At 43.4% G+C, this 23,970-nt stretch carries 18 protein-coding genes; 13 read left to right on the forward strand and 5 right to left on the reverse strand.

Going from position 1 to position 23,970, the window contains the following annotated elements:
- Positions 1-285: 285 nt before the first annotated feature.
- The 8 genes from sixA to P5683_RS00835 all read left to right on the forward strand — a co-directional run bounded on the left by sixA (position 286) and on the right by P5683_RS00835 (position 8,391).
- Entirely contained in the window at positions 286-795 is a 510-nt protein-coding gene (sixA, locus tag P5683_RS00800; RefSeq protein ID WP_006621647.1) for a phosphohistidine phosphatase SixA, read from the forward strand.
- 105 nt (positions 796-900) lie between these two features.
- The gene (locus P5683_RS00805; RefSeq protein WP_006667909.1) at positions 901-2,076 is read left to right on the forward strand and encodes a citrate synthase; all 1,176 of its coding nucleotides are present in this window, start codon (positions 901-903) and stop codon (positions 2,074-2,076) included.
- A 177-nt stretch (positions 2,077-2,253) separates the two neighbouring features.
- On the forward strand, positions 2,254-3,372 hold the full coding sequence (gene nuoH, locus P5683_RS00810; protein WP_006621644.1) for an NADH-quinone oxidoreductase subunit NuoH: 1,119 nt from the start codon (positions 2,254-2,256) through the stop codon (positions 3,370-3,372).
- Between the two features lie 62 nt (positions 3,373-3,434).
- Complete coding sequence (gene ndhI / locus P5683_RS00815) at positions 3,435-4,058, forward strand: NAD(P)H-quinone oxidoreductase subunit I (RefSeq protein ID WP_006621643.1); 624 nt, start codon at positions 3,435-3,437, stop codon at positions 4,056-4,058.
- A 65-nt stretch (positions 4,059-4,123) separates the two neighbouring features.
- A complete protein-coding gene (locus P5683_RS00820) occupies positions 4,124-4,744 on the forward strand; it encodes an NADH-quinone oxidoreductase subunit J (protein WP_006621642.1) in 621 nt (206 codons plus the stop codon).
- A gap of 121 nt (positions 4,745-4,865) precedes the next feature.
- On the forward strand, positions 4,866-5,171 hold the full coding sequence (gene nuoK / locus P5683_RS00825) for an NADH-quinone oxidoreductase subunit NuoK (RefSeq protein ID WP_174447153.1): 306 nt from the start codon (positions 4,866-4,868) through the stop codon (positions 5,169-5,171).
- A 383-nt stretch (positions 5,172-5,554) separates the two neighbouring features.
- Positions 5,555-6,652: an ATP-binding protein gene (locus P5683_RS00830; RefSeq protein ID WP_006667905.1), complete on the forward strand. Its 1,098-nt coding sequence runs from the start codon at positions 5,555-5,557 to the stop codon at positions 6,650-6,652.
- Positions 6,649-8,391, forward strand: coding sequence for an EAL domain-containing response regulator (locus P5683_RS00835; protein ID WP_006621638.1), 1,743 nt, complete (start codon positions 6,649-6,651; stop codon positions 8,389-8,391). The genes P5683_RS00830 and P5683_RS00835 overlap by 4 nt, the downstream gene beginning before the upstream one ends.
- Here P5683_RS00835 and P5683_RS00840 read toward each other — a convergent pair.
- Entirely contained in the window at positions 8,385-9,347 is a 963-nt protein-coding gene (locus tag P5683_RS00840) for a threo-3-hydroxy-L-aspartate ammonia-lyase (RefSeq protein ID WP_006621637.1), read from the reverse strand. The genes P5683_RS00835 and P5683_RS00840 overlap by 7 nt on opposite strands.
- A gap of 2 nt (positions 9,348-9,349) precedes the next feature.
- Positions 9,350-10,099, reverse strand: coding sequence for an ABC transporter ATP-binding protein (locus P5683_RS00845; RefSeq protein ID WP_006621636.1), 750 nt, complete (start codon positions 10,097-10,099; stop codon positions 9,350-9,352).
- Positions 10,100-10,461: 362 nt separating this feature from the next.
- Here P5683_RS00845 and P5683_RS00850 point away from each other — a divergent pair, with 362 nt between their 5' ends.
- Both P5683_RS00850 and P5683_RS00855 read left to right on the forward strand, forming a co-directional pair.
- The gene (locus P5683_RS00850) at positions 10,462-10,833 is read left to right on the forward strand and encodes a DUF1622 domain-containing protein (protein WP_006621634.1); all 372 of its coding nucleotides are present in this window, start codon (positions 10,462-10,464) and stop codon (positions 10,831-10,833) included.
- 50 nt (positions 10,834-10,883) lie between these two features.
- The gene (locus tag P5683_RS00855; protein WP_006667904.1) at positions 10,884-11,360 is read left to right on the forward strand and encodes a bifunctional alanine racemase/tRNA (adenosine(37)-N6)-threonylcarbamoyltransferase complex ATPase subunit type 1 TsaE; all 477 of its coding nucleotides are present in this window, start codon (positions 10,884-10,886) and stop codon (positions 11,358-11,360) included.
- Here P5683_RS00855 and P5683_RS00860 read toward each other — a convergent pair.
- Positions 11,357-12,529, reverse strand: coding sequence for an FAD-dependent oxidoreductase (locus tag P5683_RS00860; RefSeq protein ID WP_046320274.1), 1,173 nt, complete (start codon positions 12,527-12,529; stop codon positions 11,357-11,359). The two genes, P5683_RS00855 and P5683_RS00860, sit on opposite strands and share 4 nt — an antisense overlap.
- A gap of 592 nt (positions 12,530-13,121) precedes the next feature.
- On the opposite strand from P5683_RS00860, the gene P5683_RS00865 reads away from it, so the two are divergent.
- The 3 genes from P5683_RS00865 (at position 13,122) to P5683_RS00875 (ending at position 18,584) form a co-directional block, all read left to right on the forward strand.
- Positions 13,122-13,325, forward strand: a complete 204-nt coding sequence (locus P5683_RS00865) for a hypothetical protein (protein ID WP_006667902.1) — start codon at positions 13,122-13,124, stop codon at positions 13,323-13,325.
- A 260-nt stretch (positions 13,326-13,585) separates the two neighbouring features.
- Positions 13,586-14,419 carry a hypothetical protein gene (locus tag P5683_RS00870; RefSeq protein WP_315638834.1) on the forward strand — a complete coding sequence of 278 codons (834 nt, stop codon included), beginning with the start codon at positions 13,586-13,588 and terminating at the stop codon, positions 14,417-14,419.
- 154 nt (positions 14,420-14,573) lie between these two features.
- Entirely contained in the window at positions 14,574-18,584 is a 4,011-nt protein-coding gene (locus tag P5683_RS00875; protein WP_315638831.1) for an ATP-binding protein, read from the forward strand.
- A 33-nt stretch (positions 18,585-18,617) separates the two neighbouring features.
- On the opposite strand, the gene P5683_RS00880 is transcribed toward P5683_RS00875, so the two are convergent.
- Together P5683_RS00880 and P5683_RS00885 are read right to left on the reverse strand one after the other, a co-directional pair.
- The gene (locus P5683_RS00880; protein WP_006667898.1) at positions 18,618-21,038 is read right to left on the reverse strand and encodes a serine/threonine-protein kinase; all 2,421 of its coding nucleotides are present in this window, start codon (positions 21,036-21,038) and stop codon (positions 18,618-18,620) included.
- Between the two features lie 383 nt (positions 21,039-21,421).
- Positions 21,422-23,899 carry a serine/threonine-protein kinase gene (locus P5683_RS00885; protein ID WP_006667897.1) on the reverse strand — a complete coding sequence of 826 codons (2,478 nt, stop codon included), beginning with the start codon at positions 23,897-23,899 and terminating at the stop codon, positions 21,422-21,424.
- Positions 23,900-23,970 lie beyond the last annotated feature (71 nt).

Below are 23,970 nucleotides of genomic sequence, written 5' to 3' on the forward strand. Positions count from 1 at the left end.
AATACATTGCCCTCACCCTAAATCTGGATCCCAGAGAGGGAGAGGGACTTTGAGAAGTGATCAGATGATTTCTGAACAGGCTGTACCCCCCGTTAATTACAGAAGGAAGAGGGGGCGACAAGATTAATTAACCCGCCCTCTGATACCCCCCGTTAATTACAGAAGGGGGCGACAAGATTAATTAACCCGCCCTCTGGAAGATTGTCGCATACCCGGAAATTTTGGGCCATAGCCAGATTTTTCCACGTTCAATGTATCTTTAGCAATCAATTCGGGAATTTTGAGATGAGTAACTTATATTTAATTCGTCATGGAATCGCCGCCGATCGCGGTACTTACCAAAAGGACGAACAACGTCCCCTCACCCCAGAAGGCGATCGCAAAACCCGTCAAGTAGCCCTTACACTGAAACAGCTCAAAATTCAGTTTCATTGTATACTTTCCAGTCCTCTTGTGCGCGCCAGACAAACCGCCGAAATTCTCCAATCAACCGGACTGAGTTCCCGGTTAGAAATCTTGCCAGCCCTAGCCCCTGATGGTGACATTCAACAATGGTTAGATTGGTACGGAAACCATGACAAAACTAGGGATAAGGATTGGGCGCTAGTCGGACACCAACCGGATTTAGGCAATTGGGCAGAATATCTAATCTGGCAAAAATCTGCAGATGTTTTAATCGTGAAAAAAGCTGGTATAATTGGAATCAAAATTCCCAAACAGGGTATGATACAAGGGAATTCCCGTCTGTTTTGGTTGACAGCTCCTAAATTTTTGTTGGGACTAAATGAACGTTAACTTTTATTAACAGCCATTTGTTAATTAATTATTTTAAAATGGCGTTTGTTTCAATGTGTCTGGTAATGTAATACCTGTACATTCTACACATATAGAAAAGCTCCTATGACTACAACGAGTGAGTTTAAGCCCGGTTTAGAGGGCGTTCCCGCTACGCTGTCAAGCATCAGCTACGTTGATGGACAAAAAGGACTCCTGGAATACCGAGGGATCAGCATCGAGCAGTTGGCTGAACAAAGCACATTTTTGGAAACTGCCTATTTGTTGATCTGGGGAAAACTGCCAACGAAAGACGAACTCGCAGATTTTGAGCATGAAATCCGCTATCACCGTCGGATTAAATATCGGATTCGGGACATGATGAAATGCTTTCCCGAAACCGGTCACCCCATGGATGCTCTGCAAACCTCAGCGGCTGCTTTAGGGCTGTTCTACTCCCGTCGCGCCTTAGATAATCCCGAGTACATTCGCCAAGCGGTAGTGCGACTGCTGGCGAAAATTCCGACGATGGTAGCAGCTTTTAAACTGATGCGGAAAGGGAATGATCCGGTACAACCCAGGGACGATTTGGACTACTCCGCCAACTTCCTATATATGCTGAGTGAAATGGAACCGGACCCGTTAGCAGCTCGTGTTTTTGATGTGTGCTTAACTCTCCATGCAGAACACACCATCAACGCTTCGACATTTTCGGCAATGGTGACAGCTTCGACGTTAACTGACCCCTATGCGGTGATCGCGTCGGCGGTGGGAACTTTAGCAGGTCCACTGCACGGGGGTGCTAACGAGGAAGTTCTGGAAATGCTCGAAGAAATTGGTTCTGTGGAAAATGTCCGGCCCTACCTAGATAGCTTGATGGAGAAAAAAGCCAAAATTATGGGCTTTGGTCATCGGGTGTATAAAGTCAAAGACCCGAGGGCAACTATTCTTCAGAATTTGGCAGAGCAACTGTTTGAGAAGTTTGGTTCCGACCAATACTATGAAGTGGCGGTGGAATTAGAAAAGGTGGTTCAGGAACGGTTGGGACATAAGGGTATTTATGCCAATGTGGACTTCTATTCTGGTTTGGTGTACCGGAAATTGGGTATTCCCTCGGACTTGTTTACTCCGATTTTTGCGATCGCTCGGGTAGCTGGATGGTTAGCGCACTGGAAAGAACAATTGGTCAAGAACCGCATTTATCGACCCACCCAGATCTACACGGGAAATCATGCGGAAACTTATATCCCCATTCATGACCGCAACTGTGCGATCGACCTGCAAGGTCCAGTGATTAAATAGGTATTGAACCACTACAGATTGGGATTGGGGGAAAGGGCAATAGCCCCCCCCCATTTCCTTTTTTTGGGGGCAGAAATTCCCCCGGCGGTGAAAATTTCCCCCGCTCGTGAAGATTTGAGTCCCTCCAGCGGTTATACTGATCAGGGGAATTGCAGCCGTTTTGAATGCGAATAATATATGAATCCAGGAATTGATATACAAGGAAGTTTCATTCAAGTCCTCCTAGATTTGGGTATACCAACAGGGGTGGCTAAAATTCTGTGGATGCCATTTCCCATGGGATTAATGCTAGTTGGTGCTACCGTAGGAGTATTAGGATCGGTTTGGTTGGAACGAAAAATATCCGCCGCCGCTCAACAACGTATCGGACCCGAATATATTGGCCCGATGGGGAGTTTGGCTCCCCTGGCAGATGGCCTGAAACTTTTGCTAAAGGAAGATATTGTCCCGTTTAAGGCAGATCCGCTATTATTTACTCTCGGCCCGATTATTGTGTCGATTCCGGTGTTTTTGTCTTACCTGATTGTGCCGTTTGGACAAAATTTGGCGATCGCTAATCTGGGGACAGCAATATTTTTGTGGATCGCCCTATCGAGTATTCAGCCTATTGGTCTACTGATGTCCGGCTACGCTTCCAATAATAAATACTCCCTACTGGGAGGGCTACGGGCCGCCGCTCAGTCCATCAGTTACGAAATTCCCCTCGCCCTAGCCGTGTTGGCCGTGGTGATGATGTCTAATAGCCTCAGTACCCTTGATATTGTGCAACAACAGTCCGGCTATGGCATCCTGGGTTGGAACGTCTGGCGACAACCTGTGGGTTTTGCGATTTTCTGTATTGCCGCTTTGGCTGAGTGTGAAAGATTACCTTTTGATTTACCAGAAGCTGAGGAAGAGTTGATCGCTGGATATCAGACGGAATATTCCGGGATGAAATTTGCTCTGTATTACCTGGCTTCCTATGTCAACCTGGTACTATCTGCCCTGTTGGTATCAGTTTTGTACCTTGGGGGTTGGAATTTTCCGATTCCCGTCGTGGCGATCGCAGGACTTTTGGGCGTGAGTGAAACCACCCCTTGGTTACAGGTGCTAACCGCCAGTCTCGGCATTACCATGACTATCCTGAAAGCCTATCTACTGGTATTTACTGCTATTCTGATCCGGTGGACCGTCCCTAGGGTTCGTATTGACCAACTGCTTAACCTGGGTTGGAAATTCTTACTCCCCGTGGCTTTGGTAAATCTTTTGCTAACAGCCGCCTTAAAACTAGCATTTCCCATAGCTTTTGGGGGATAAATATTAAAGGGGGCTAATCCCTAAACTTAAGTTAACCCAAGCTAAGACACTCCGAAAACACTATGCTCAAGTTTCTTAACCAAGTTGGCGACTACGCCAAGGAAACCATTCAAGCCGCTAAATATATCGGTCAGGGTCTATCTGTCACCTTTGACCACATGAAGCGGCGACCCATTACTGTTCAATACCCCTATGAAAAACTGATTCCTTCCGAAAGGTTCCGGGGTCGCATTCACTTTGAGTTTGATAAGTGCATCTCCTGCGAGGTCTGCGTCAGGGTATGCCCCATTAACCTCCCCGTCGTAGACTGGGAATTTAACCGGGAAACTAAGAAAAAGAAACTCAAACACTACAGCATCGATTTTGGCGTTTGCATCTTCTGCGGTAATTGTGTCGAATATTGTCCGACTAATTGTCTGTCAATGACGGAAGAATACGAACTGGCGGCTTACGATCGCCATGAGTTGAACTATGATAGTGTGGCACTGGGACGGTTACCCTACAAGGTGACTGATGATCCGATGGTGACTCCCCTGCGGGAACTTGCCTATTTACCCAAGGGAGTTATGGACCCCCACGATCTTCCCCCAAATTCCCGTCGTTCTGGTTTGCGTCCAGAGGAAATTCTCGATAAGATGGAACAACAACGGGATGGGGAATCCCAAGCTAAGGCAGAAAAAGCCTGATTTTAATAACTTTGGCAGGGGTAATGTCTCCATTACCCAAACTTTGATAACTCTAGGATATGCCCGTGAATTTAGCAGAAGGGGTTCAGGTCGTTTCCTTTGGCCTGCTAACCATCATGATGATTGGCTCCGCTTTGGGTGTGGTTTTGCTCAAAAATATCGTTTACTCGGCATTTTTGCTGGGAGGCGTGTTTATGAGCATGGCTGGATTATATCTCCTACTCAATGCGGATTTTGTGGCTGCGGCTCAAGTTTTGATTTATGTCGGTTCTGTTAATGTCTTGATCCTGTTTGGGATCATGTTGGTTAACAAACAACAGGATTTTCGGGTTTTACCTAATGCTGGGCTGCGCCAAATTGCTACGGCTGTGGTCTGTGTGGGCTTATTTGCTCTGTTGTCTACTATGGTGTTATCAACGCCATGGTCGGTTACGACTACAGTGGTGACCATTGAAAGTTCGGCGATCGCTATTGGTGAACATTTCTTTACTGACTTTTTGCTACCCTTTGAGTTAGCTTCTGTGTTCTTGCTAATGGCTATGGTGGGAGCTATTGTTCTCGCTCGTCGGGATTTTCTCCCCGATGCTTCTAACGCGCCAACTACAACTACACCTCTTTTAATGCTCACCGAGCGCCCCCGGGAACTGGTCTCCGTTTCTGGTAGCTCTGAGGATTCCTCCGAATAATGGCTAGAGTAGCGATCGGTTAATCTACAGCGAGGCTATTTAACCCTGGGTTAGGCCTTCGCTGTGGTGATCCCGATGGCATTACACAGACACTTGGAAATCTTAAAAATTGTTTATGGAATTGCAACTTCAATATTTTCTATTGGTCGCGGCGGCTTTGTTTTGTATTGGTATCTATGGATTGATTACTAGCCGTAATGCGGTCCGGGTTCTCATGTCTATTGAGTTACTGCTTAATGCTGTTAACCTCAATTTGATGGGGTTTTCTAACTATTTGGACTCTGGGAGTATTAAGGGTCAAGTTTTTGCGGTGTTTGTCATTACCGTGGCGGCGGCGGAGGCGGCGGTCGGTTTGGCGATCGTCTTGACAATTTATCGTAACCGTGATACGGTCGATATGGAAGAGTTTAACTTGTTAAAGTGGTAGTCTTCCTAACTCAAACTAATCATTGAAAGCCTGGTTTCTAAGGAAATTAGGCTTTTTTGGTGGTGGACTCTAAGACGAGAGGGGCGATCGCAGAAGTAAGATCTTATTTTCATTGTGCTAGAATGTTGTAGTGCAGGAATCCCTTGAGCTATCAGGGTATTCCCAGGGTCTAGCACAATTGCCAATTGGGGTCAACGGGTTCCCGATAACTGAATATGGTAAACCCTTTCAGTGAGGGGGAGTTGTTGAACTCGGAAAACCCTGGCTTTGATGGCTAGTGGGTTCAGTTTCACTTAGCACTCTTATCATCAGAGAAAATTATTATAGATACTTCACCTATTATTGTTGGACCGGAGACTAAAATAATTGATGCGATCGCTCTAATGAAGGAGTTGGACGCACAAGTTGTTTTGGTTGTCAATGACAGTACCCCGATTGGTTCATTCAGCGCCAAGGAGGTAGTCGATGTCGTGTCGAAAAAAATAGATCTAAATGAGACTAAAGTGGCAGAAGTAATGAAGGAATTACCACTGGTCTTCAAAAAGTCACATTTGCCGAATATCTCTAGCCTAATTTCATTATTTAATAATGCTAAAACTGATTTTTGTGTCGTAGTTAATGACGAAAATCATTTATTGGGATTAATTTCGAGTTACCGACTTTTACAAATTCTGAACAATCCCATATTATATCAATCAGTTTATCAACTCCAAGAACAGCTTGATATTCTGCAAAGTGACAATGATGATTGGCGGGATGAGACCCAAGCACAAATAGACCAAATACAGGCAGAATTTCAAGACCTAAAAACTCGTTTAATTACGACAATTTCCCATGAGTTAAGGACTCCCTTAACTACTATTTCTTTCTCGGCTGGATTATTAGAAAGTTATAGTCAGAGAATTTCCGATGACAAAAAACGCACCCATTTTCAGAGAATCAGGGTAGGAATCCAGCAAATGACAGAACTTTTAAATGATATTCTCATCATTGAAAAAGCGGAATCTGGCAAGTTAATCCCCCATCCCGTGGTGGTGAATCTGAAAGAGTTTTGCGCTAACTTAATTGCGGAAATTCAACTAACCACGGATAAACACAATTTAATTTTTACCTGTCCTAGCAGTTTCCCGGATACCAGACTTGATGAGTATTTAATCTCACAAATACTAACTAACCTGATTTCTAACGCGATTAAGTATTCCCAGGCGGGGGGGGATATTAAAATAGACTTGACTTGTGAGGATGATCGGGTTATCTTGATGATTAAGGACTCAGGTATTGGCATTCCTAAGTTGGATCTCAAACACCTATTTGAGCCGTTTCACCGTGGTAGCAATGTGGGGAATATATCAGGAACAGGACTGGGGTTGCCTTTGGTGAAAAAAGCGGTAGATTTACAGCTTGGTGAAATTCGGGTGGAAAGTGAAGAAGGAATAGGAACAACTTGTACAGTTATCTTGCCATCTAAATTAGAGGAATGAAAAAAATTCTGATTATTGAAGATGAAAGATTGGTCAGAGAGAACTTGGTGGAACTGCTAACATTTGAGAATTTCCAAGTGTTGGAAGCTACCGATGGTCTGCGGGGTGTTAAACTGGCTGAACAGGAGCAACCTGATCTGATTTTGTGTGATGTGATGATGCCGATACTTGATGGTTATGGGGTTCTCGCACAGCTTCGACAGAACCCGAAAACGGCAATTATTCCGTTTATTTTTATGACGGCTTTAGCCGATCGCATGAATACCCGCAAGGCTATGGAGTTGGGTGCTGATGATTATATTACTAAACCCTGTTCAGCAGCGGAGCTAATGCGATCAATTACCGTGCGTTTAGAAAAATATTCCAATATGCAACGGTATTATCAAAATAATCAGAGTCAAATTGTATCTACAGAATCACCACTGAATCAACTGTTGGACTGGGACGGAATCACTAATTTACCGAATCGTTTGGCTTTGCGCGATCGCTTTGAACAAATTTTAGAGAATTTACCAAGTTACGATTCGGGATTAATTCCCATTGTCTGTTTGAGTGTAGATAGATTTAAGCGGATTAATGACATCCTTGGTTATGAGTCGGCGGAAGCACTACTTAAAGCGGTGGGAGAAAGACTGGTTAAAGCTATGGATAATCAGGGGACTGTAGCTTATTTGACCAGTGGAGAGTTTGCGATTATTGGTGAGTTCACTGGCTCGGAAAATCAAGTCCATGAGCAAGCCCAACTACTCAGGGATGCTGTGGCTGAACCCTTATTAATTAGGGGTCATGAAATTGTGATTATGTCTAGTATGGGAATTGCTCTGTATCCTCTTCATGGTCAGGAGATTGATTCGCTGTTAAAAAATAGTCAAATTGCTTTAAATTCGAGTCGCAGTTATGGAGGAAACCGCTGTACAGTATATCGAGATAGTTTACAGGTGATCTCAGCGGATAGTCTGGCTTTAGAAGCGGATTTGCAAAAAGCGATCGCCAGGAATGAGTTACAACTTTATTATCAGCCAAAAGTCTGCTTAAAAACTGGTAAAATTGTGGGTGCTGAGGCTTTGCTGAGGTGGAATAGGCGCAATAATGGTCTAGTCCCACCGGCGTTATTTATTCCTTTGGCTGAAGAAACAGGTTTAATTCAAGCTCTTGGAGAATGGGTAGTTAAAACGGCTTGTAATCAAATCAAAAATTGGGCAAATTTAGGCCTGTTAATTCCGGTAGCGATTAATGTTTCAGCTGATCAGTTTAATCATCCTGATTTTTGCCACCATTTAAGGGAAATTTTACAAAGTGAAGGGGTAGATCCGGCTTATTTGGAACTAGAGTTAACCGAAAGTATCTTGGTGAAAAATGAGGAGTTATCTATCCGGAAGTTAAAGGAATTAAATTCTCTGGGTTTAAAAATTGCCATTGATGATTTTGGGACGGGTTACTCTTCTCTTAACTATTTAAATAAGTTTCGTTTTGATACTTTGAAACTAGACCGTTGCTTTGTGAAGGATGTTGATAAAAATCCGAAAACTCAAGCTATTGTGAAGGCGGTTACTATGATGACCAAACAACTTAACTTAAAGGTGGTGGCGGAAGGGGTACAAACGGAAGAAGAACTGGCGTTTATTTATGACAATTTATGTGATGAAATTCAGGGTTATATTTTCAGTCCCCCCCTGACGGCTGCTCAGTTTGAAGGTTTATTAAAAAGCGATCCTGATTTTAACCTACCCAATTATTGAAATAAAGCGATCGCCTCTTTTAAATCCACATTACCGCCACTAATAATCACCCCAACACGACGATTAGCAGCGGGGACAATTCCCGAAAGTAAAGCGGCTGTGGCTAATGCTCCGGTGGGTTCTACCACCAATTTTAACCTTTCCCATAAAAACCGCATCGCCTCAATAATTTGAGTTTCGGAAACCGTTACCATATCATCAACAGTCTCTAGGATAATCGGAAAGGTGAGACTTCCCAAATAAGGTGTTCTCGCGCCATCAGCAATAGTTTGGGGGTTGTGAATAGTCTGGAGAATTTTAGTCTTAAATGACCGGGTAGCATCGTCTGCTAAAGCGGGTTCAACGCCGATAATTTGACAAGCCGGAGAAAGTTGGCGAGTAGCGATCGCACAACCGGAAAGCAAGCCACCGCCGCCACAACAAACTAACAATAAATCCAATTCTCCTACATCCTCAATTAACTCTAATGCTGTAGTTCCCTGTCCGGCGATAATATCGGGATGATTATAGGGGGGAATAATGGTAGCATTTCTTTCCTCGGCTAGTTGTTGACAATATTTTTCTCGCACTACTTCCGAGGGATTATACAGGACAATTTCCGCGCCATAATTGGCTGTAGCCGATCGCTTGACAGCGGGGGCATTGTCTGGCATAATGATAGTGGTGTTGATTCCTAGAATTGACCCGGCTTGTGCGATCGCTTGGGCGTGATTGCCGGAGGAATAGGTAAACACGCCCTGTTGCCGTTTCGGATCTAGCAAAGATAGGGCATTGAAAGCACCACGAAACTTAAATGATCCGGTACGTTGGAAATTCTCGCACTTAAAAAAAACCGTCCCCCCAGTTAGTCGATTCACGGTGGTAGATGTAACCACTGGGGTGGGCTTAATGTAGCCCTGGAGACGTGCGGAGGCGGCAGCAACTGCGTTAAAGTTAACTGGTAACTGGCTATCCATGGTTAGTGCTGAATTTTGCCATCTTCGAGATGTAGAATGCGATCGGCCACATCAATGATGCGGGGGTCGTGAGTCACCATTAACACCGTCGCGCCGTCTTCCTTAGCCAACTTCCGCAAGACATCAATAACCGCGTGACCGCTGGTAGAGTCTAAGGCTGCTGTAGGTTCATCAGCCATAATCAGTTTAGGACTTCCCGCCAACGCGCGAGCGATCGCTACCCGCTGTTTTTGCCCCCCAGAAAGGTCACGGGGTCGCAAATGCTTCTTATCAGCCAAACCCACTTGATCGAGCCGTATTTGGGCTTCCTGACGCGCTCTCCGTCCACGAATGCCTTTGATATTTAGGGCAACTTCCACATTTTCCGCGGCCGTGAGTGCTGGAAACAAGTTAAATCCCTGAAAAATAAAGCCAATATTCCTTAGCCGAAACTGTGCCAACTGTTGGCGAGACATTTGGGTAATATTTTCGTCTAACAACATGACTCGCCCGGCTGTGGGGGTGAGAAGTCCGGCTAAAATTGAGAGTAATGTGGTTTTACCAGACCCACTTGGTCCCATCAAAAGTTGTATGTCCCCAGAGCGAACTTGCAGGTCAATGCCTTTGAGGACTTTAAAACTTTGCCGTCCAGATTGATAAATCATTTCAATCCCACAGGCCCAAATCGCGATCGCTTTGGGATCATGGTTGCGTTCAGCCATTAGGCTTTTGCTTTTGGCTAAGTTCGTCCAATTTAAGTTAGAAGTGATCATTGATGACCCTCGATCTGAAGATTAGCGACTGCTTACTGGCACGGTCTTTAAAACTTTACTGGTAGTTGTGACATGATCGGCAAAAAAATCTGGCTTCCATTTAATTATGACCTATTGGATAGTGGCAGTTTGGTATCAATATGACATTTGGGTAACTGTCACTGTCGGGGTCAATCTTTCCCCTGGGTTCAGGGGGGAGTCCAATTTTGGCTGGCACTTGATTCCCAGAATTCTATATATATAATAACCTGAAACCCGGTGGGTCTGTCTAGTGGTAGCCTTGCCCAAATCGCGATCGCTGATTCTGATCTGGCTGGCACTACTAACATAGCCGGGGTCACTCTACCTAGCATGAAAAGCTTATGGAATGGTTATATACGGCTGAGGCTGGACTCAAACTGCTAGTTGATTTGGCGAAGTTTTTATTAGAGACCATTTCGGTTTTTTGTGTGTTATTTGGCGTGGCGAAAACCGGACAACTGGCGATTCGATTTTCTCAATTTAAATATGATGAGTTTCTGTTTATTGAGTTACGGATTAGGTTTGGGGTGTGGTTGGCATTAGCCCTAGAATTTCAACTGGGGGCTGATATTCTGGCGACTACGGTAGCGCCGACGGAGGAAACTCTAATTAAATTGGGGGTGATTGCTGTGATTAGGACGTTTTTAAACTATTTCCTGAATAAGGAACTTGAGAAGGAGTTTGACTTTAAAAAAAATCATGGAAACAAATAAAGGAGTTTTCTGGGTGGGTGAATTAGTAGAATTGAGCAAGGAGTGAGCCGATGAATGATGCGGTTATATTATCTCTGGCTGATGCGATCGCCACCCAAGCTGTGGGGGTGAAATTGGGGCGATCGCTTGGTGCTAATAGTTTAATTCTGCTAGAGGGTAATCTAGGGACAGGTAAAACTACTTTAGTGCAAGGTATCGCTAAAGGTTTGGGGATTTCCGAATCAGTGGATAGTCCGACTTTTACTTTGATTAATGAGTATACAAGCGGACGGCTTCCTCTGTATCATTTGGATTTATATCGCCTGAATGAGTCGGAAATTGAGGGGTTGAATATTTCATTGTATTGGGAGGGGGTGGAGGTGGAACCGGGTATGGTGGCGGTGGAGTGGTCCGAACGTCTCCCCTATCGTCCGGCTGATTATTTGCAGATTATTTTGAGTCATACTCCCCAAGGCGATCGCCAAATTAAATTGATTCCCATGGGGGAGTTGGTGATAGAATTGGATGGGTTAATTGACCCGGTTTAACCAAGCTGGGTAAAGTGGCTCATAAATTGCCGATCAATATGGTCTTTCCATTGCCAAATTAGGGGATGGGGACCCAGACGAAAACAGCCGCGTGAGGCGATCGCCTGTTGGTCCCCTGTACTAATTAGGATTAAAAATTCTTTCTGCGGTCGATAGGCTTGTAGGGGTTGTTGGTTGGCTTTGCGTCGCAGGTTTTCCGCCAGGGGTTTTCCTTGACGGACCGCGAAAACTCCGGCTTTGGGTCGGGGATGGTTTAACATGGTGGCGATATCTCCAGTCGCGAAAATATCAGGGTGAGAGATAGACTGAAGGTAATCGTTAACTAGGATAAATCCTTGTTCGTCCGTCGCTAGTCCTGCGTCTTTTAACCAGGTGGCGGCGCTGGCTTGTGTCACCCAAAACAGGCGATCGCATTTTAGGGTTAATCCTGATTGACAATGAATAGTATGGGGGGATTTTCCTTCGATTTCCGTCACGGTTTCCCCTAGGTGTAGTTTGATACCTCTCTCGCTGAAAAGTTTTTGCAAACGCTGACTAACCTCCCGGTGGTGTTGGGGAATTAGGCGATCGCCTTTTTGAAATAGATGTAACTCTAGGTGATTTTCTGGTAGTGTGCTGTCGAGACCAGAAATCTGTTGGAGACGGGAAAATATGGCTAGGCTTAATTCCACTCCCCCCGCGCCGCCGCCAACCACTGCTAATCGCATTTTCTGCGTCCGGTTTTCCCTCACCGTTTCCACAATTTTATCCCAGTGGTTCAGAAATTTAGCAATAGGTTTCACCGGAATGGCCTGTTGTTGGACACCGGGGACCGTGATAGTGTTGGGGGTACTACCTATATCTATGGATAGGATATCGAAGGGGACGGGGGGACTGTTGGCGCACAGGACTTGATTCGTTTGTAGGTCTAAACCAATGGCGCGATCTATCAATAGTCTGGCTTTCGCCAAATTGGCTAAGGCTTGCACATCTATATGACAATCGTTAAACTTATATAGTCCCGCTATATATCCCGGTAGCATCCCCGAATAGGGAGTATGGTACACATCCGAAATTAGGGTGAGGCGTAGTCTGGGAATAGGATTGATGGCTAATTCTTTGAGAGCGATCGCATGGCTGTGACCCCCTCCAATTAGTACCAGGTCCTTAACAGGGGTAACAGAAAACATCGCTTAACTAAGGGAAACTCCGTTGATTTTCATGTTTTATTGATATTAATCCCCAGCAAAACTAGGTTAAATATCAGCGAGTTGGCTGCCCAAATCCATGATTCCGACACCCATAATATTTTACCATAACTCGATAAAAAAAACTTGATTAAATTTTTCTAAAGATAGCGATCGCTATGTGGTTGGGGGAATGTTGGCTAGGTAGACAGTTAAGCACTGATTTTCTACTGTAACCCCCAGGCCATAGCCTCCCAGAGTCATGCGGGGATCAGGGATTTTAACCTGTTGATAGGATAGATTTAGTTTTTCCTTAACTTAATTCCAGGCAATTTGTGTATAATGTTATAACAGTGAGCGATCGCGAATGTACCAGAAATTTTTGGGAATAGGGAAATTGATAGATTGGTGTAATTGAATACAAATCTTGTTAGCATATTTTGAAATCAATTAGCAATTGCGATCGGTAATATGGCGCATCAGAAAATGTAGATAATACTTCACAACTTATTCACAAAGGCTACCTAGACTGGGTAAACAGAGCTTAATAAATCCGCGTTAACCATCAACTTTGATCAACTTGGAGTTTTAAATTATGAGTACCTGTCCTTGCTGTGGTTCACCTATGTTAAGGCATATCAACCATAACCGAATTTATTGGTACTGCCAACACTGCCACGAAGAAATGCCTAACCTGTCTTTTATAGTAAGTCTCCAACGATCTGCAAGTCGGATATCTAGCCCCCTTGTGGCTCTGAGTTTTGAGGAAACTAACCTAGAAATGCCAGTGCTGGCTTAGTTTTTCCGACTAAAAGGCAGTAAAATGCCTAACTTGTATATTTGTATATACGATACCTTTTGGCTAAATCCGGTTTCTATCTACACAAAGGCTGCAATATACCCTCGCAGGGTCATGACCATATCACTCCATGAGCAAAATCATCAACTCCAACTAATCACGAGGGTATTGGCAAATTTTCCAGAAAATTGATTAAGTGGCGATCGCTAAGGTAAATTGAGCGATAGCTACTATGCAGCAGCCTTGATGGAAACTCCAATATGTCCACGGAACGATCGCAGTCTTCTGAACCCAAGCGACCATTACCCTATTCACCACCGCCTAGGTCTCAACGTCACCCTTGGCGGGATTTGGCGATCGCATTATTACGGAAAATCATTAAAATTTTGGAAGGCACCATTGACCAATTGGAAGCCGACCCTCAAATTCCCCGTCGTGGCCGTGGTTATGTTTGGTGGTGGGGTGCAATTTTATTAGTCATATTTGGTGTAGGACTGCTGCTGTTCTCGAAGTCTGGACCGGAAACCGCTACCAATTATCAGAGAGTTGAGGATATCCCACCAGTGACCACAACGGAGACACCACCACAGGTCCCCGTCACTGCGGAAACTATTTCCGAACCACCAGCCGAACCAGAAACCCCAGAAGTTCCTGAAGGCGAACCCCCTAACCCGGAAACCGAAATAGAGCCGGGTCGTTTACCTCCAGAACTAATTACCCCGAAGGCGGCGGAACCTGTGGGTTTGATTGCTTCTACTTTGACTGTGGAACCTTCTTTAACCAACTCAATTCGCGATCGCCTTGCTAAACTAACTACAGCCTATGGCGAGGATTTTATTGGGTCAGTTAAAGCGAATTTTGCCGGGAGTTTATTAGAAGTTGAGGTTAGCGATCGATGGTATCAGCTAGAATCTAAATATCAAAGTCGTTTGGCTAATCAATTATTTAAGCAAGTGCGATCGCTCGATTTTACTCGTCTGGAAATCCGAGATCGCGATCGTCAGCTTTTAGCTCGTAATGCCGTCATTGGATCTGATATGATTATATTTACTCCCTTGAAACCTGGCGTTATGGAACTTTCCGACCCTCAATAACCGGGAAAAAATCATGCCAATGACATCTTGTAGCCATAATTTGGGGTTCATCGAATCATCGAGGGTAGCCACCTCAAAACTAACTGGGATGATGAGTAATCAATCAGAGTTGATCATCCATACTGTGATTTCACCCCCTTTGTAACCTGAACCTATGTTAATCAAATTATTAAAGCAGAGAACCTCTAACCTATTTGAGCAAGTCCCTCTCAAACAGATAATTATTGTTCCTTTTGTGCTTCAGCTATTCGCCACAGTGGGAGTCACAGGATATCTATCTTGGCGCAACGGTCAGCAGGCGGTTATGGATATAGCTAACCAACTGAGTGAGCAAGCAACTAATCGCGTCAAAAGTAATCTAGCCAAATTGTTACAACGTCCCCATCTTTTATCTGAAATTCTGATTAAAGATACTATTCAAGGAGATATTAGCTTTGATGATATTGAAAGATCCGAAAACTTCTTATGGAGAATTATACAACTTTTTGAGAATGTCTATGCTGTCTATATTGGCAATGAACAAGGGCAATTTATTTATGTGAGTCGGGAATCTGATGGTTCTTTTCGAGCCAAAAGTGTCGAAGAATCACCGAATCGCTTATATTATATGATCACACCAGAAGGCGCGCGAGGTGATTTTTATAATCAAACTATCTATGACCCGCGAATCCGACCTTGGTACACTAAAACTCTCGCCTTAAATGCACCAAATTGGAGTCCAATTTATGCCTTTCCCAATGGTAAATTAGGGATTACTGCATCCCATCCACTTTCTGACAGTCAAGGTCAATTGATCGGCGTGATTGGGGTGGATTTTGTGCTAACTTTAATTAATGATTTTTTGGGAGGTTTGGAAGTTAGCCCAAATGGGGAAGTTTTTATTGTGGAATCCTCCGGTTTATTAGTGGCTTCCTCCACTAATTTTCCCCCCTATACAATGGATGATCAAAATGTAGCCCAACGCCTGCATATTTCCCAGGTTAATCACCCCATAATTAGCGGCACAGCAGCATATTTTAGCCAAAATTTTGAACATTTAAGCCAGATTAAAACCAGCCATCAAAGTAGCTTTTATATCAACGGAGAAAAGCAGTTTCTTGATGTCGTGCGTTATCAGGATAAATGGGGGTTAAATTGGCTGATTGTCGTCGTCATGCCAGAGTCAGATTTTATGGGCAGAATTAATCATAATGCCAAAATCACTTTTATGCTATCTCTTGTGGCTTTAGCTATTACGATTTGTATCGGTATATTCATGGCTAGTCGGGTAACTAGACCGATAGTTAACTTAAATAAAGCAGCCCGGAAATTTGCCCAAGGTGATTGGGAACATACCGTCCATATTTCCCGTTGTCAAGAAGTCGGAGAATTAGCTGAATCTTTTAATCAAATGGCCGCACAAATTCGGCAATCTTTTAGTGAATTAGAAGCCCAAAACAGCCTCAGTGAAGCATTAAATCGCCAGCTTTCTGACCGAGAATATTGGCTTAAACAATTCCTAGAAGCCTTGCCAGTTGGCGTTTTAGTTTATGATAAACATGGCAAGATATACTATGCCAATCAAAAGTTAAAAAAATTATTCAGGGCTGAACATATCCCAGAGGTTTCTTTAGAAGAATTTGCCGAGATAAATCATTTATATTTAAGTAGCACAGACCAGCTTTATCCCACCAAAGCATTGCCGTTAGTTAGGGCATTAAAAGGCAAAACTGTTCCCATTGAAAATATCGAAATTCGTCACCCAGATCAAACTATTTGCTGTTCCCTGATGGCTACACCAATTTTTGATAGTGAAGAAGATATTGTTTATGGAATTGGAGTTTTTGAAGATATTACTCAGCGCCGACAAGCCGAGATTGAACGCCAAAACTTTACCAAGCAATTGAAAGAGAAAAACGATGCTCTCAAGCGTATGGATGAACTCAAAGATGAGTTTCTCGCTAATACATCCCATGAACTGCGTACTCCTCTTAATGGTATGATTGGCTTGTCGGAATCAATGCTGGATGGTGTCGCGGGACCTTTAACAGAACTTCAGCGCCAAAACTTGTCTATGATTGCTAAAAGTGGACATCGTTTATCTACTCTAGTTAATGATATTCTTGACTTCTCCAAATTGCGCCATCAAACCTTAGAACTACAACTGCAACCTTTAGGTCTGCGGGAAATTGTCGAAGTTGTTGTAGTGCTAAGTAAACCTCTGATTGGCAATAAAGATATTGAGTTAATTAATGAAATACCTGATGATTTTCCGGCGGTTAATGCTGATGAAAATCGCCTCCAACAGATTCTGTATAATTTAATTGGTAATGCCATTAAGTTTACCGATTCGGGAACTGTGAAAATTACCGCCTCGGTGTTAGATACAGACGCGAATAACTCCATGGCTGTGATTAATATTTCTGATACTGGTATTGGTATTCTCCCAGAAAAACATCATCGTATTTTTGAATCCTTTGAACAGGGTGATGGTTCAACGGCGCGACAATATGGCGGCACGGGTTTGGGTTTAGCCATCACTAAACAGTTGGTGGAATTACACCAGGGTAAAATATGGTTAGATTCGGTGGTGGGGTCGGGTTCTACTTTTTCCTTTACTCTTCCTATCAGTGAGGAAATACCAGAAACTACTGCTAAGGCGGACTCACTACTGGTTAATGAGGCGGCGCTGGTGAATGCTGATGTATTGTGGGATGCTGCTATACCAGAAACTGAAAATAATCAATCTATGGCGGGGTCTAAGTTGGCTCCAGATAACAATCAGTTTAAAATTATGATTGTTGATGATGACCCGATTAATTTACAGGTTTTGGCGAATTATCTTTATTTGGAAAATTATGCTGTTACTCAGGCTACTAATGGTATGGAAGCCCTGAAAATTTTAGAGTCCGGTTTTATTCCCGATCTGATTTTATTGGATGTGATGATGCCTCGCATGACTGGTTATGAAGTGACGGAAAAAATTAGGGAAGATTGGCCACCTCATCAACTGCCAATTATGATGTTAACGGCGAAAAATCGGATTTCTGATTTAGTGGTGGGACTGGAATTAGGCGCGAATGATTATTTATCTAAACCGCTGAATAAAGAGGAGTTGCTGGCGCGGATTAAAACCCACATTCGCATTAAAAAACTACGCACCGAAAAGGCTCATATCCGCAAGACTTTTGGGCGATATGTAACTGATGAAGTGGTGGCAAATTTGCTAGAAAGTCATGAGCGTTTGCAGTTGGGGGGAGAACGACGGACTATCACGATTTTAACTTCGGATTTGCGAGGATTTACGGCAACTTCTGAACGTTTAAATCCTGAAGAAGTCGTCAAGATTCTGAATTTTTATCTGTCAACTATGGCGGATATTATTACTCATTATAATGGGACCATTGATGAGTTTATGGGTGATGGGATTTTGGTGCTATTTGGTGCGCCTAATGTCCGGGAAGATGACCCGCAGCGAGCGATCGCCTGTGCGGTGGCTATGCAGTTGGCTATGGAGTCAATTAACCAAACTATGAAGGCTTGGGGTTATGCTAATTTAGAGATGGGAATTGGGGTGCATACGGGAGAGGTGGTAGTTGGTAATATTGGTTCAGAAAAACGAACTAAATATGGGGTGGTGGGTAAGAATGTTAATTTAACTTATCGGATTGAATCTTACACCACGGGGGGACAAATTCTGATTTCTGAATCTACCCTAGAAGCGGTAGGGAGAATGGCGAGAATTACCGGAGAAAAACAGGTGCAACCCAAGGGGGTACAAAAACCGATTACCATTTATGAATTGGGAGGAGTGGGTGTACCTTATAACTTGTATTTAAAAAGGGAAAAAGAGTTATTTGTGGTCCTACCAGAACCCATCTCTTTACAATATACGGTTTTGGAAGGAAAGCACGTCGGGGAAAATGTCTTTTCTGGTACTATTGTGGAATTGTCGGCGCGGGAAGCTAAGGTTCAAGCTGAGTCAGAGGATGAGGCTTATTTACCTTTACCTATGACTAACATTAAGCTGAATTTTAGTAGTGATATGTGCGGTTCTGGTGCGGAAGATGTCTATGCTAAGGTGTTAGAATATCCAGCAGAACCAGGTCATTTTTACATTCATTTCACGGCAAAATCGCCGGAACTAGAAGCTAAGTTAACTGCCATATATCAAGGATTAAGTTGATAGTTGATAGCCCATCATCAATGGGTAGTCTTTTCATGATTGCTGTCTCCTCCATATAGCAACGGTTCCGTTTTGACTGCCTCCTATTAAGGTGTCATCATTAAGGAAAAATACGGAGTTAATGACGGCGGGAATATCTGTTAAGGTATTCAGTAGCTCTCCGGTGGCTCGGTTCCAAATTCTGACAGTGCGATCGCCACTACTACTGGCAATTTGAGAGGCATCGGGACTGACGGCTACGGAGAGAATTTCCCCTTGATGACCTGTGAGGGTTATGGTTTCTTGTCCGGTTTGTAAGTCCCAAATTTTTATGGTATTATCACTACTACCACTGATGATATTTTGACCATCAGGAGTAATAGCCACGGCTCGGACTTCTCCGTTATGTCCTTGTAAACGGTGGCGTAACTCACGCATTTCTAAATCAATAACATGAACAGTGCGATCGCCTGAACCCGTCACCAGCCAGCGACCATTAGGACTAAAAGCCAGCGCATAAACTGTTTCTGAGTGTTGAGTATGGTTATACAAAACTTGTCCGGTACGGCGATCCCAAACTCGCACAGTATTATCAGCACTGCCAGAAGCAATATTTCTATTATTAGGGCTAATTTGTACTGTCAAAATTGGGGCTGAGTGTTCCAATGGTAAATACAATTCTCGGGTTTGTAAATTCCATTCCAGAATCCGCCAAAATTCCGTCCCTGATGCTAATTCAATGCCATCACTACTAAAGTTGACGGACAGAATAGCCGATCCATCTCCGGTGAGTGTGGAGATATTTTCCCCGGTTTGTGTATTCCAGAGTTTGATAGTATTATCCCGACTGCCACTAGCAATTATTTCTCCATCATTACTAGCTGCTACTGACATTACAGGGGCTGTATGACCTGCCAAAGTCGTTAGGTCTGCCTGTTTCCAATTAACCACACTTTGGCATTGTTCAAGCACTGTCTGTGCTTGGGGATGATAGCTAGAAGATTCGGGAATTTGTTGGGCTTGGGTAATACAACCTTGGTAGTTTCCCGCTTGTACCAAATCGGCGACTGTCTCAAACTGTTGGCTATAAAGTTGTTGTTGATTGGCTCTGGTTAGTTGTAACTGTTGCCATCTTTGATATTGATACAACAGGAAAAGTAACATAGCGATCGCCAAAGAAATACCCCCAATCACCAACCAAAAAGACGGGCGCGGACGAAAAGCGACGGATGATTTAGGCTGTTTATTAGCCACTTCAGTACGGGGATTATCTCCAAAGATATCTAAGATTTTACTCCACCCAGATTTGGGTAAGACATGAGATTTAATCACCTCGACATCTTCATCATAAATACCTAACAATTCCTTGAGTCTATCTAGTTCACTTTGCGTTTCAGCACTAAAAGGATATTGCTGTTTAACTGCTGCTATTAATGCCTGTTCGTAACGTTCTCCCTTCTCACGATACTTACGATAGGGATTAAGTATTTCATCTTCTAAGGCTTCTGCTTCTTCCTTGGATATTTCTAAAGTGACTCGCAGTTCCTCCAAAATTTGCCTACCAACTACGGAAATATCACCTTTATGACTAGCGCAGCGTTGTATTTCTTCTCGGTAAGTTTGGAGTTTACTAAAATCGGTGGGACTGCGATCGCCCATGGTTCGCAAAGCAGTTAAAACCTCTTCCGCCGATTGATACCTTTCCCGATAGTCCAACTGCACCATGCGATCTATAATGTCGGCAAATTCGGAACTAACAATAGTTAAATGCCTCCAGAACAACTGTCCTGGGTTAGTATGATAATTTTCTCGCAGTTGTGATAATTCATAACTAGGAAGTCCGGTTAAGGCTTGAATAGCGACCATACCCACGGCATAAATATCGCTATTGAGGCGGGGGTTACACTCGAACTGCTCAATAGGCATATATTCTATGGTTCCAATCGGACCTGTGGGGGGGTTATGATTTTGGCTAAAACTAATTTCTTTAACCGCCCCAAAATCCAATAGCATTAACTTTCCGTCCGAGTCTCGCCTGAGTAAATTACTAGGTTTAATATCTCGGTGAATTACTCCGAATCTATGGACAAAAGTCAGGATTTCTAGGACATCGTAAATTATCTGAATTACCAGGTTTTCTGATAGGGGATGACCGGGCCAAAATTCATCAGAGAGGAGATGACCAGGAGTGTAAGACTCCACTAGATAAAATTCTTCGTTTTCCTCAAAATAAGCTAAAAGTTGCGGAATTTGATCATGTCTAGATAATTTTTCCAGAATCTTGGCTTCCTGGCGAAACCGACGACGGGCAATATTCAGCAGCTTGATATCTTCTACCAAAAGTCGCAAATGTTTGATAAAGCAGAGGCATTCCCCTGGGCGACGGGTGTCTCTTGCTAAAAACGTACTACCTAGATCCCCAGACTCAATAACTTCTAGGATTTGATACCGTCTGTCTAAAAGTTGGTCAATCATGATCCATATAAATACTGATGTAAATTCAACCGGTAGACAGTAACACTATAATTGTTACAACCGTTTTCCGATAGTTTATCCGGGTCTAGTAGACTCAGATAGATATGTAGTAAGTAGACGCCCTGATGTTCTGATTATCTCAAATATACTAGTTCTGTTACTACAATATCATATTGATGAGAAAATTTACATCTAAAATTGTGGCAAATTTTTGAGAGACTTATACCAAAAAGTTTGGCAGCCTACAATCCTCTTCAATGCTTGGGTTTCCGGCAACAATTCAGATGGTATAGGGGACTGGATACCCCTACGGGTAATGGTCTGTCGTTGCCACCCCCCCCCAGGGCTAAAATCCTGATGGTGAACCCCCCCATAACGCCAGATTATCGCTGCCAGACTACAACTGTTCCATCCTGAGTGCCTCCGATTAAGGTGGCGGAGTTAATACCAAAAACTAGAGAATTAACTACGGCTTGAGGGTTAGTTAAAGTATTAAGTAATTCCCCAGTTTTTAAGTTCCAAATTTTGACGGTTCTATCCCGACTACTACTAGCAATTTGTGTCCCATCTGGACTGACAGCTACGGAAAGAACTGCGCCTCTATGACCTGTTAAAGTTATCACTTCTTCTGCTGTTCTTAGGTTCCAAATTTTGATATTGTTATCTGTACCACCACTGATAATTTGCAGAGCATCAGGAGTAATCGCAAGCGATCGCACTTCTCCGGTATGTGCTGGGAATCTATGGCGTAACTGATCTATCTGCCAATCAATAATATGAATATTGCCATCCCCTGAACCCGTAACCAACCAACGACCATTGGGGGTGAAGGCGACGGAATACACAATAGTCGAATGCTGATTGTTGTTATATAAAATTAACCCAGTTCTCCGATTCCACACTCGCACATTACCATCGGCACTTCCGGTGGCGATCGCTCTATTATCAGGGCTAATTTGTATAGCTTCAATGGGAGAGCCTCCGACTAATGGGGGATACCATTCAATGGTTTCCAGATTCCATTCTATCACCTGAGATAGTTGAGTTCCGGCTGCTAATGATAAGCCATCGTTACTAAAATCTACGGAGAGAATAGCTGATGAATTGCCTACAAAATTTTGCAGCACTTCCCCGGTTTCTATATGCCAAAGTCTGGTGGTGTTATCTCGGCTGCCACTAGCAATTATCCTGCCATCAGGACTGACAGCAACTGACTGGACGGCGGCTGTATGAATGGGGAATGTGTTAACTTTTGCTTGTTTCCAGCTAATCACATCTTGACATTGGCTGAGTAACTCCTGGGCGACAGCATACTGAGGTGAAGACTCTGGAAAAGTTTGGGCAGCGGTAATACAATCTTGATAGTTATTGGCGGCTAATAATGACTGAATATAGTCAATTTTTTCGGTATCAAGTTGTTCTTTAATATCGGCTTGTGCTCGGGATTGTATCCAGTTATTATATTGATATAATCCCCAACCTAAACCGATAATAGCTATGATAATTCCACTAATGACAAATCCCCAACGCCAGGACAGAAGACGATCGCGATCGGGATTTAATTTGCTTAAAATCTGATTTAACCAAGATTCCGGTAAAATTTGAGCCTCTATCAAAGCTACATGATCATCGGAAAGACCTAATAACTGCTGAAGTCGCCTTAATTCTTCTCTGGTTTCTCTGGTTAACGGGTATTGTAAAATATTGGCTTCAATGATAGCCATATCCTGATCAGAAATTCCCAACATTTTTTGCAGTCGGTCTAATTCTGCTCTGGTTTTCTTGGCTAATGGATATTGCTGTATAATGGCTTCGGTCAGGGCTTGTTGATAGCGATCGCCTTTCTGGTGATCTCGACGGTAAGGATTAAGAATCTCGTCTTCCATGGCTTTGGCTTGGGGTTCGGAGATTTGTAAACTCACTCGTAGCTCTTCTAAAATTTGGCGACCTACTACTGATATTTCCCCTTCATAATTGCCGATGCGCTTAACTTCTTCTCGGTATCTTTCGAGTTTATTGGCATCAGTTTGAGAAGGATTACTGAGATTATTAATATCTGCCAAAACTACCTCGCTTGACTGATATCTTTCTCGGTAGTCTGGTTTAACCATGCGATCGATAATCTCGGCAAACTCAGGACTAACAATGGCTAAATCTCGCCAGAATAATTCCCCAGCATTGGTCGGATGATTTTCTCGAATTTTTCGTAATTCATAAGCTGCCATTCCAGTTAATGCTTGAATAGCAATCATTCCCAGGGCATAAATATCGCTATTCAAGCGAGGATTACACTCGAATTGCTCGATGGGCATATATTCTAAAGTGCCAATTCTCGCCGTAGGAGGATTATTATTTTGGTGAAAACCAATTTCTTTAACCGCCCCAAAATCTAATAACATAATTTTTTGATCTGCATCCCGCCTCAGCAGATTACTAGGTTTAATATCCCGGTGAATTACTCCTTGATCATGAACAAAATTCAGGATTTCTAGAACTTCTGAGACGATGGCAATTACCGAATTTTCTGATAAAGGTTGACCGGGTAAAATTTCCTGGGCTAGGGACTGTCCATTTATATAGGATTCGACCAGATAAAATTCCTGGTTTTGTTCAAAATAAGCCAGCAGTTGGGGGATTTGGTCGTGGTGGGATAACTTTTCTAGAACCTCGGCTTCCTGTTGAAAGCGACGGTAAGTATTCTTAAATAATTGGGGATCTTCTACCAAAAATCGTAGATGCTTGACAAAGCATATAGGTTCCCCAGGGCGACGGGTATCTTTGGCTAGATAGGTACTCCCAAATTCCCCCGACCTGATTATCTCTAGGATCTGATACCGTCCATCTAAAAGTTGGTCAATCATCTGATGTCCTACCAGTGCTAAATTGTATATCATACCGCAAATTTTATCATTTGAGGTTGATGCAGTATAAA

Origin of the sequence: Limnospira sp. PMC 1279.21 (assembly GCF_032349615.1) — a bacterium.
In the GTDB taxonomy this organism is placed as follows: Bacteria; Cyanobacteriota; Cyanobacteriia; order Cyanobacteriales; family Microcoleaceae; genus Limnospira; species Limnospira fusiformis.

Bases quoted from the DNA above. Each gene is read 5' to 3' on its own strand.
- sixA (WP_006621647.1), top strand. From the start codon at position 286: ATGAGTAACTTATATTTAATTCGTCATGGAATCGCCGCCGATCGCGGT.
- P5683_RS00805 (WP_006667909.1), top strand. From the start codon at position 901: ATGACTACAACGAGTGAGTTTAAGCCCGGTTTAGAGGGCGTTCCCGCT.
- nuoH (WP_006621644.1), top strand. From the start codon at position 2,254: ATGAATCCAGGAATTGATATACAAGGAAGTTTCATTCAAGTCCTCCTA.
- ndhI (WP_006621643.1), top strand. From the start codon at position 3,435: ATGCTCAAGTTTCTTAACCAAGTTGGCGACTACGCCAAGGAAACCATT.
- P5683_RS00830 (WP_006667905.1), top strand. From the start codon at position 5,555: ATGAAGGAGTTGGACGCACAAGTTGTTTTGGTTGTCAATGACAGTACC.
- P5683_RS00835 (WP_006621638.1), top strand. From the start codon at position 6,649: ATGAAAAAAATTCTGATTATTGAAGATGAAAGATTGGTCAGAGAGAAC.
- P5683_RS00840 (WP_006621637.1), bottom strand. From the start codon at position 9,347: ATGGATAGCCAGTTACCAGTTAACTTTAACGCAGTTGCTGCCGCCTCC.
- P5683_RS00845 (WP_006621636.1), bottom strand. From the start codon at position 10,099: ATGATCACTTCTAACTTAAATTGGACGAACTTAGCCAAAAGCAAAAGC.
- P5683_RS00850 (WP_006621634.1), top strand. From the start codon at position 10,462: ATGGAATGGTTATATACGGCTGAGGCTGGACTCAAACTGCTAGTTGAT.
- P5683_RS00855 (WP_006667904.1), top strand. From the start codon at position 10,884: ATGAATGATGCGGTTATATTATCTCTGGCTGATGCGATCGCCACCCAA.
- P5683_RS00860 (WP_046320274.1), bottom strand. From the start codon at position 12,529: ATGTTTTCTGTTACCCCTGTTAAGGACCTGGTACTAATTGGAGGGGGT.
- P5683_RS00865 (WP_006667902.1), top strand. From the start codon at position 13,122: ATGAGTACCTGTCCTTGCTGTGGTTCACCTATGTTAAGGCATATCAAC.
- P5683_RS00870 (WP_315638834.1), top strand. From the start codon at position 13,586: ATGTCCACGGAACGATCGCAGTCTTCTGAACCCAAGCGACCATTACCC.
- P5683_RS00875 (WP_315638831.1), top strand. From the start codon at position 14,574: ATGTTAATCAAATTATTAAAGCAGAGAACCTCTAACCTATTTGAGCAA.
- P5683_RS00880 (WP_006667898.1), bottom strand. From the start codon at position 21,038: ATGATTGACCAACTTTTAGACAGACGGTATCAAATCCTAGAAGTTATT.
- P5683_RS00885 (WP_006667897.1), bottom strand. From the start codon at position 23,899: ATGATTGACCAACTTTTAGATGGACGGTATCAGATCCTAGAGATAATC.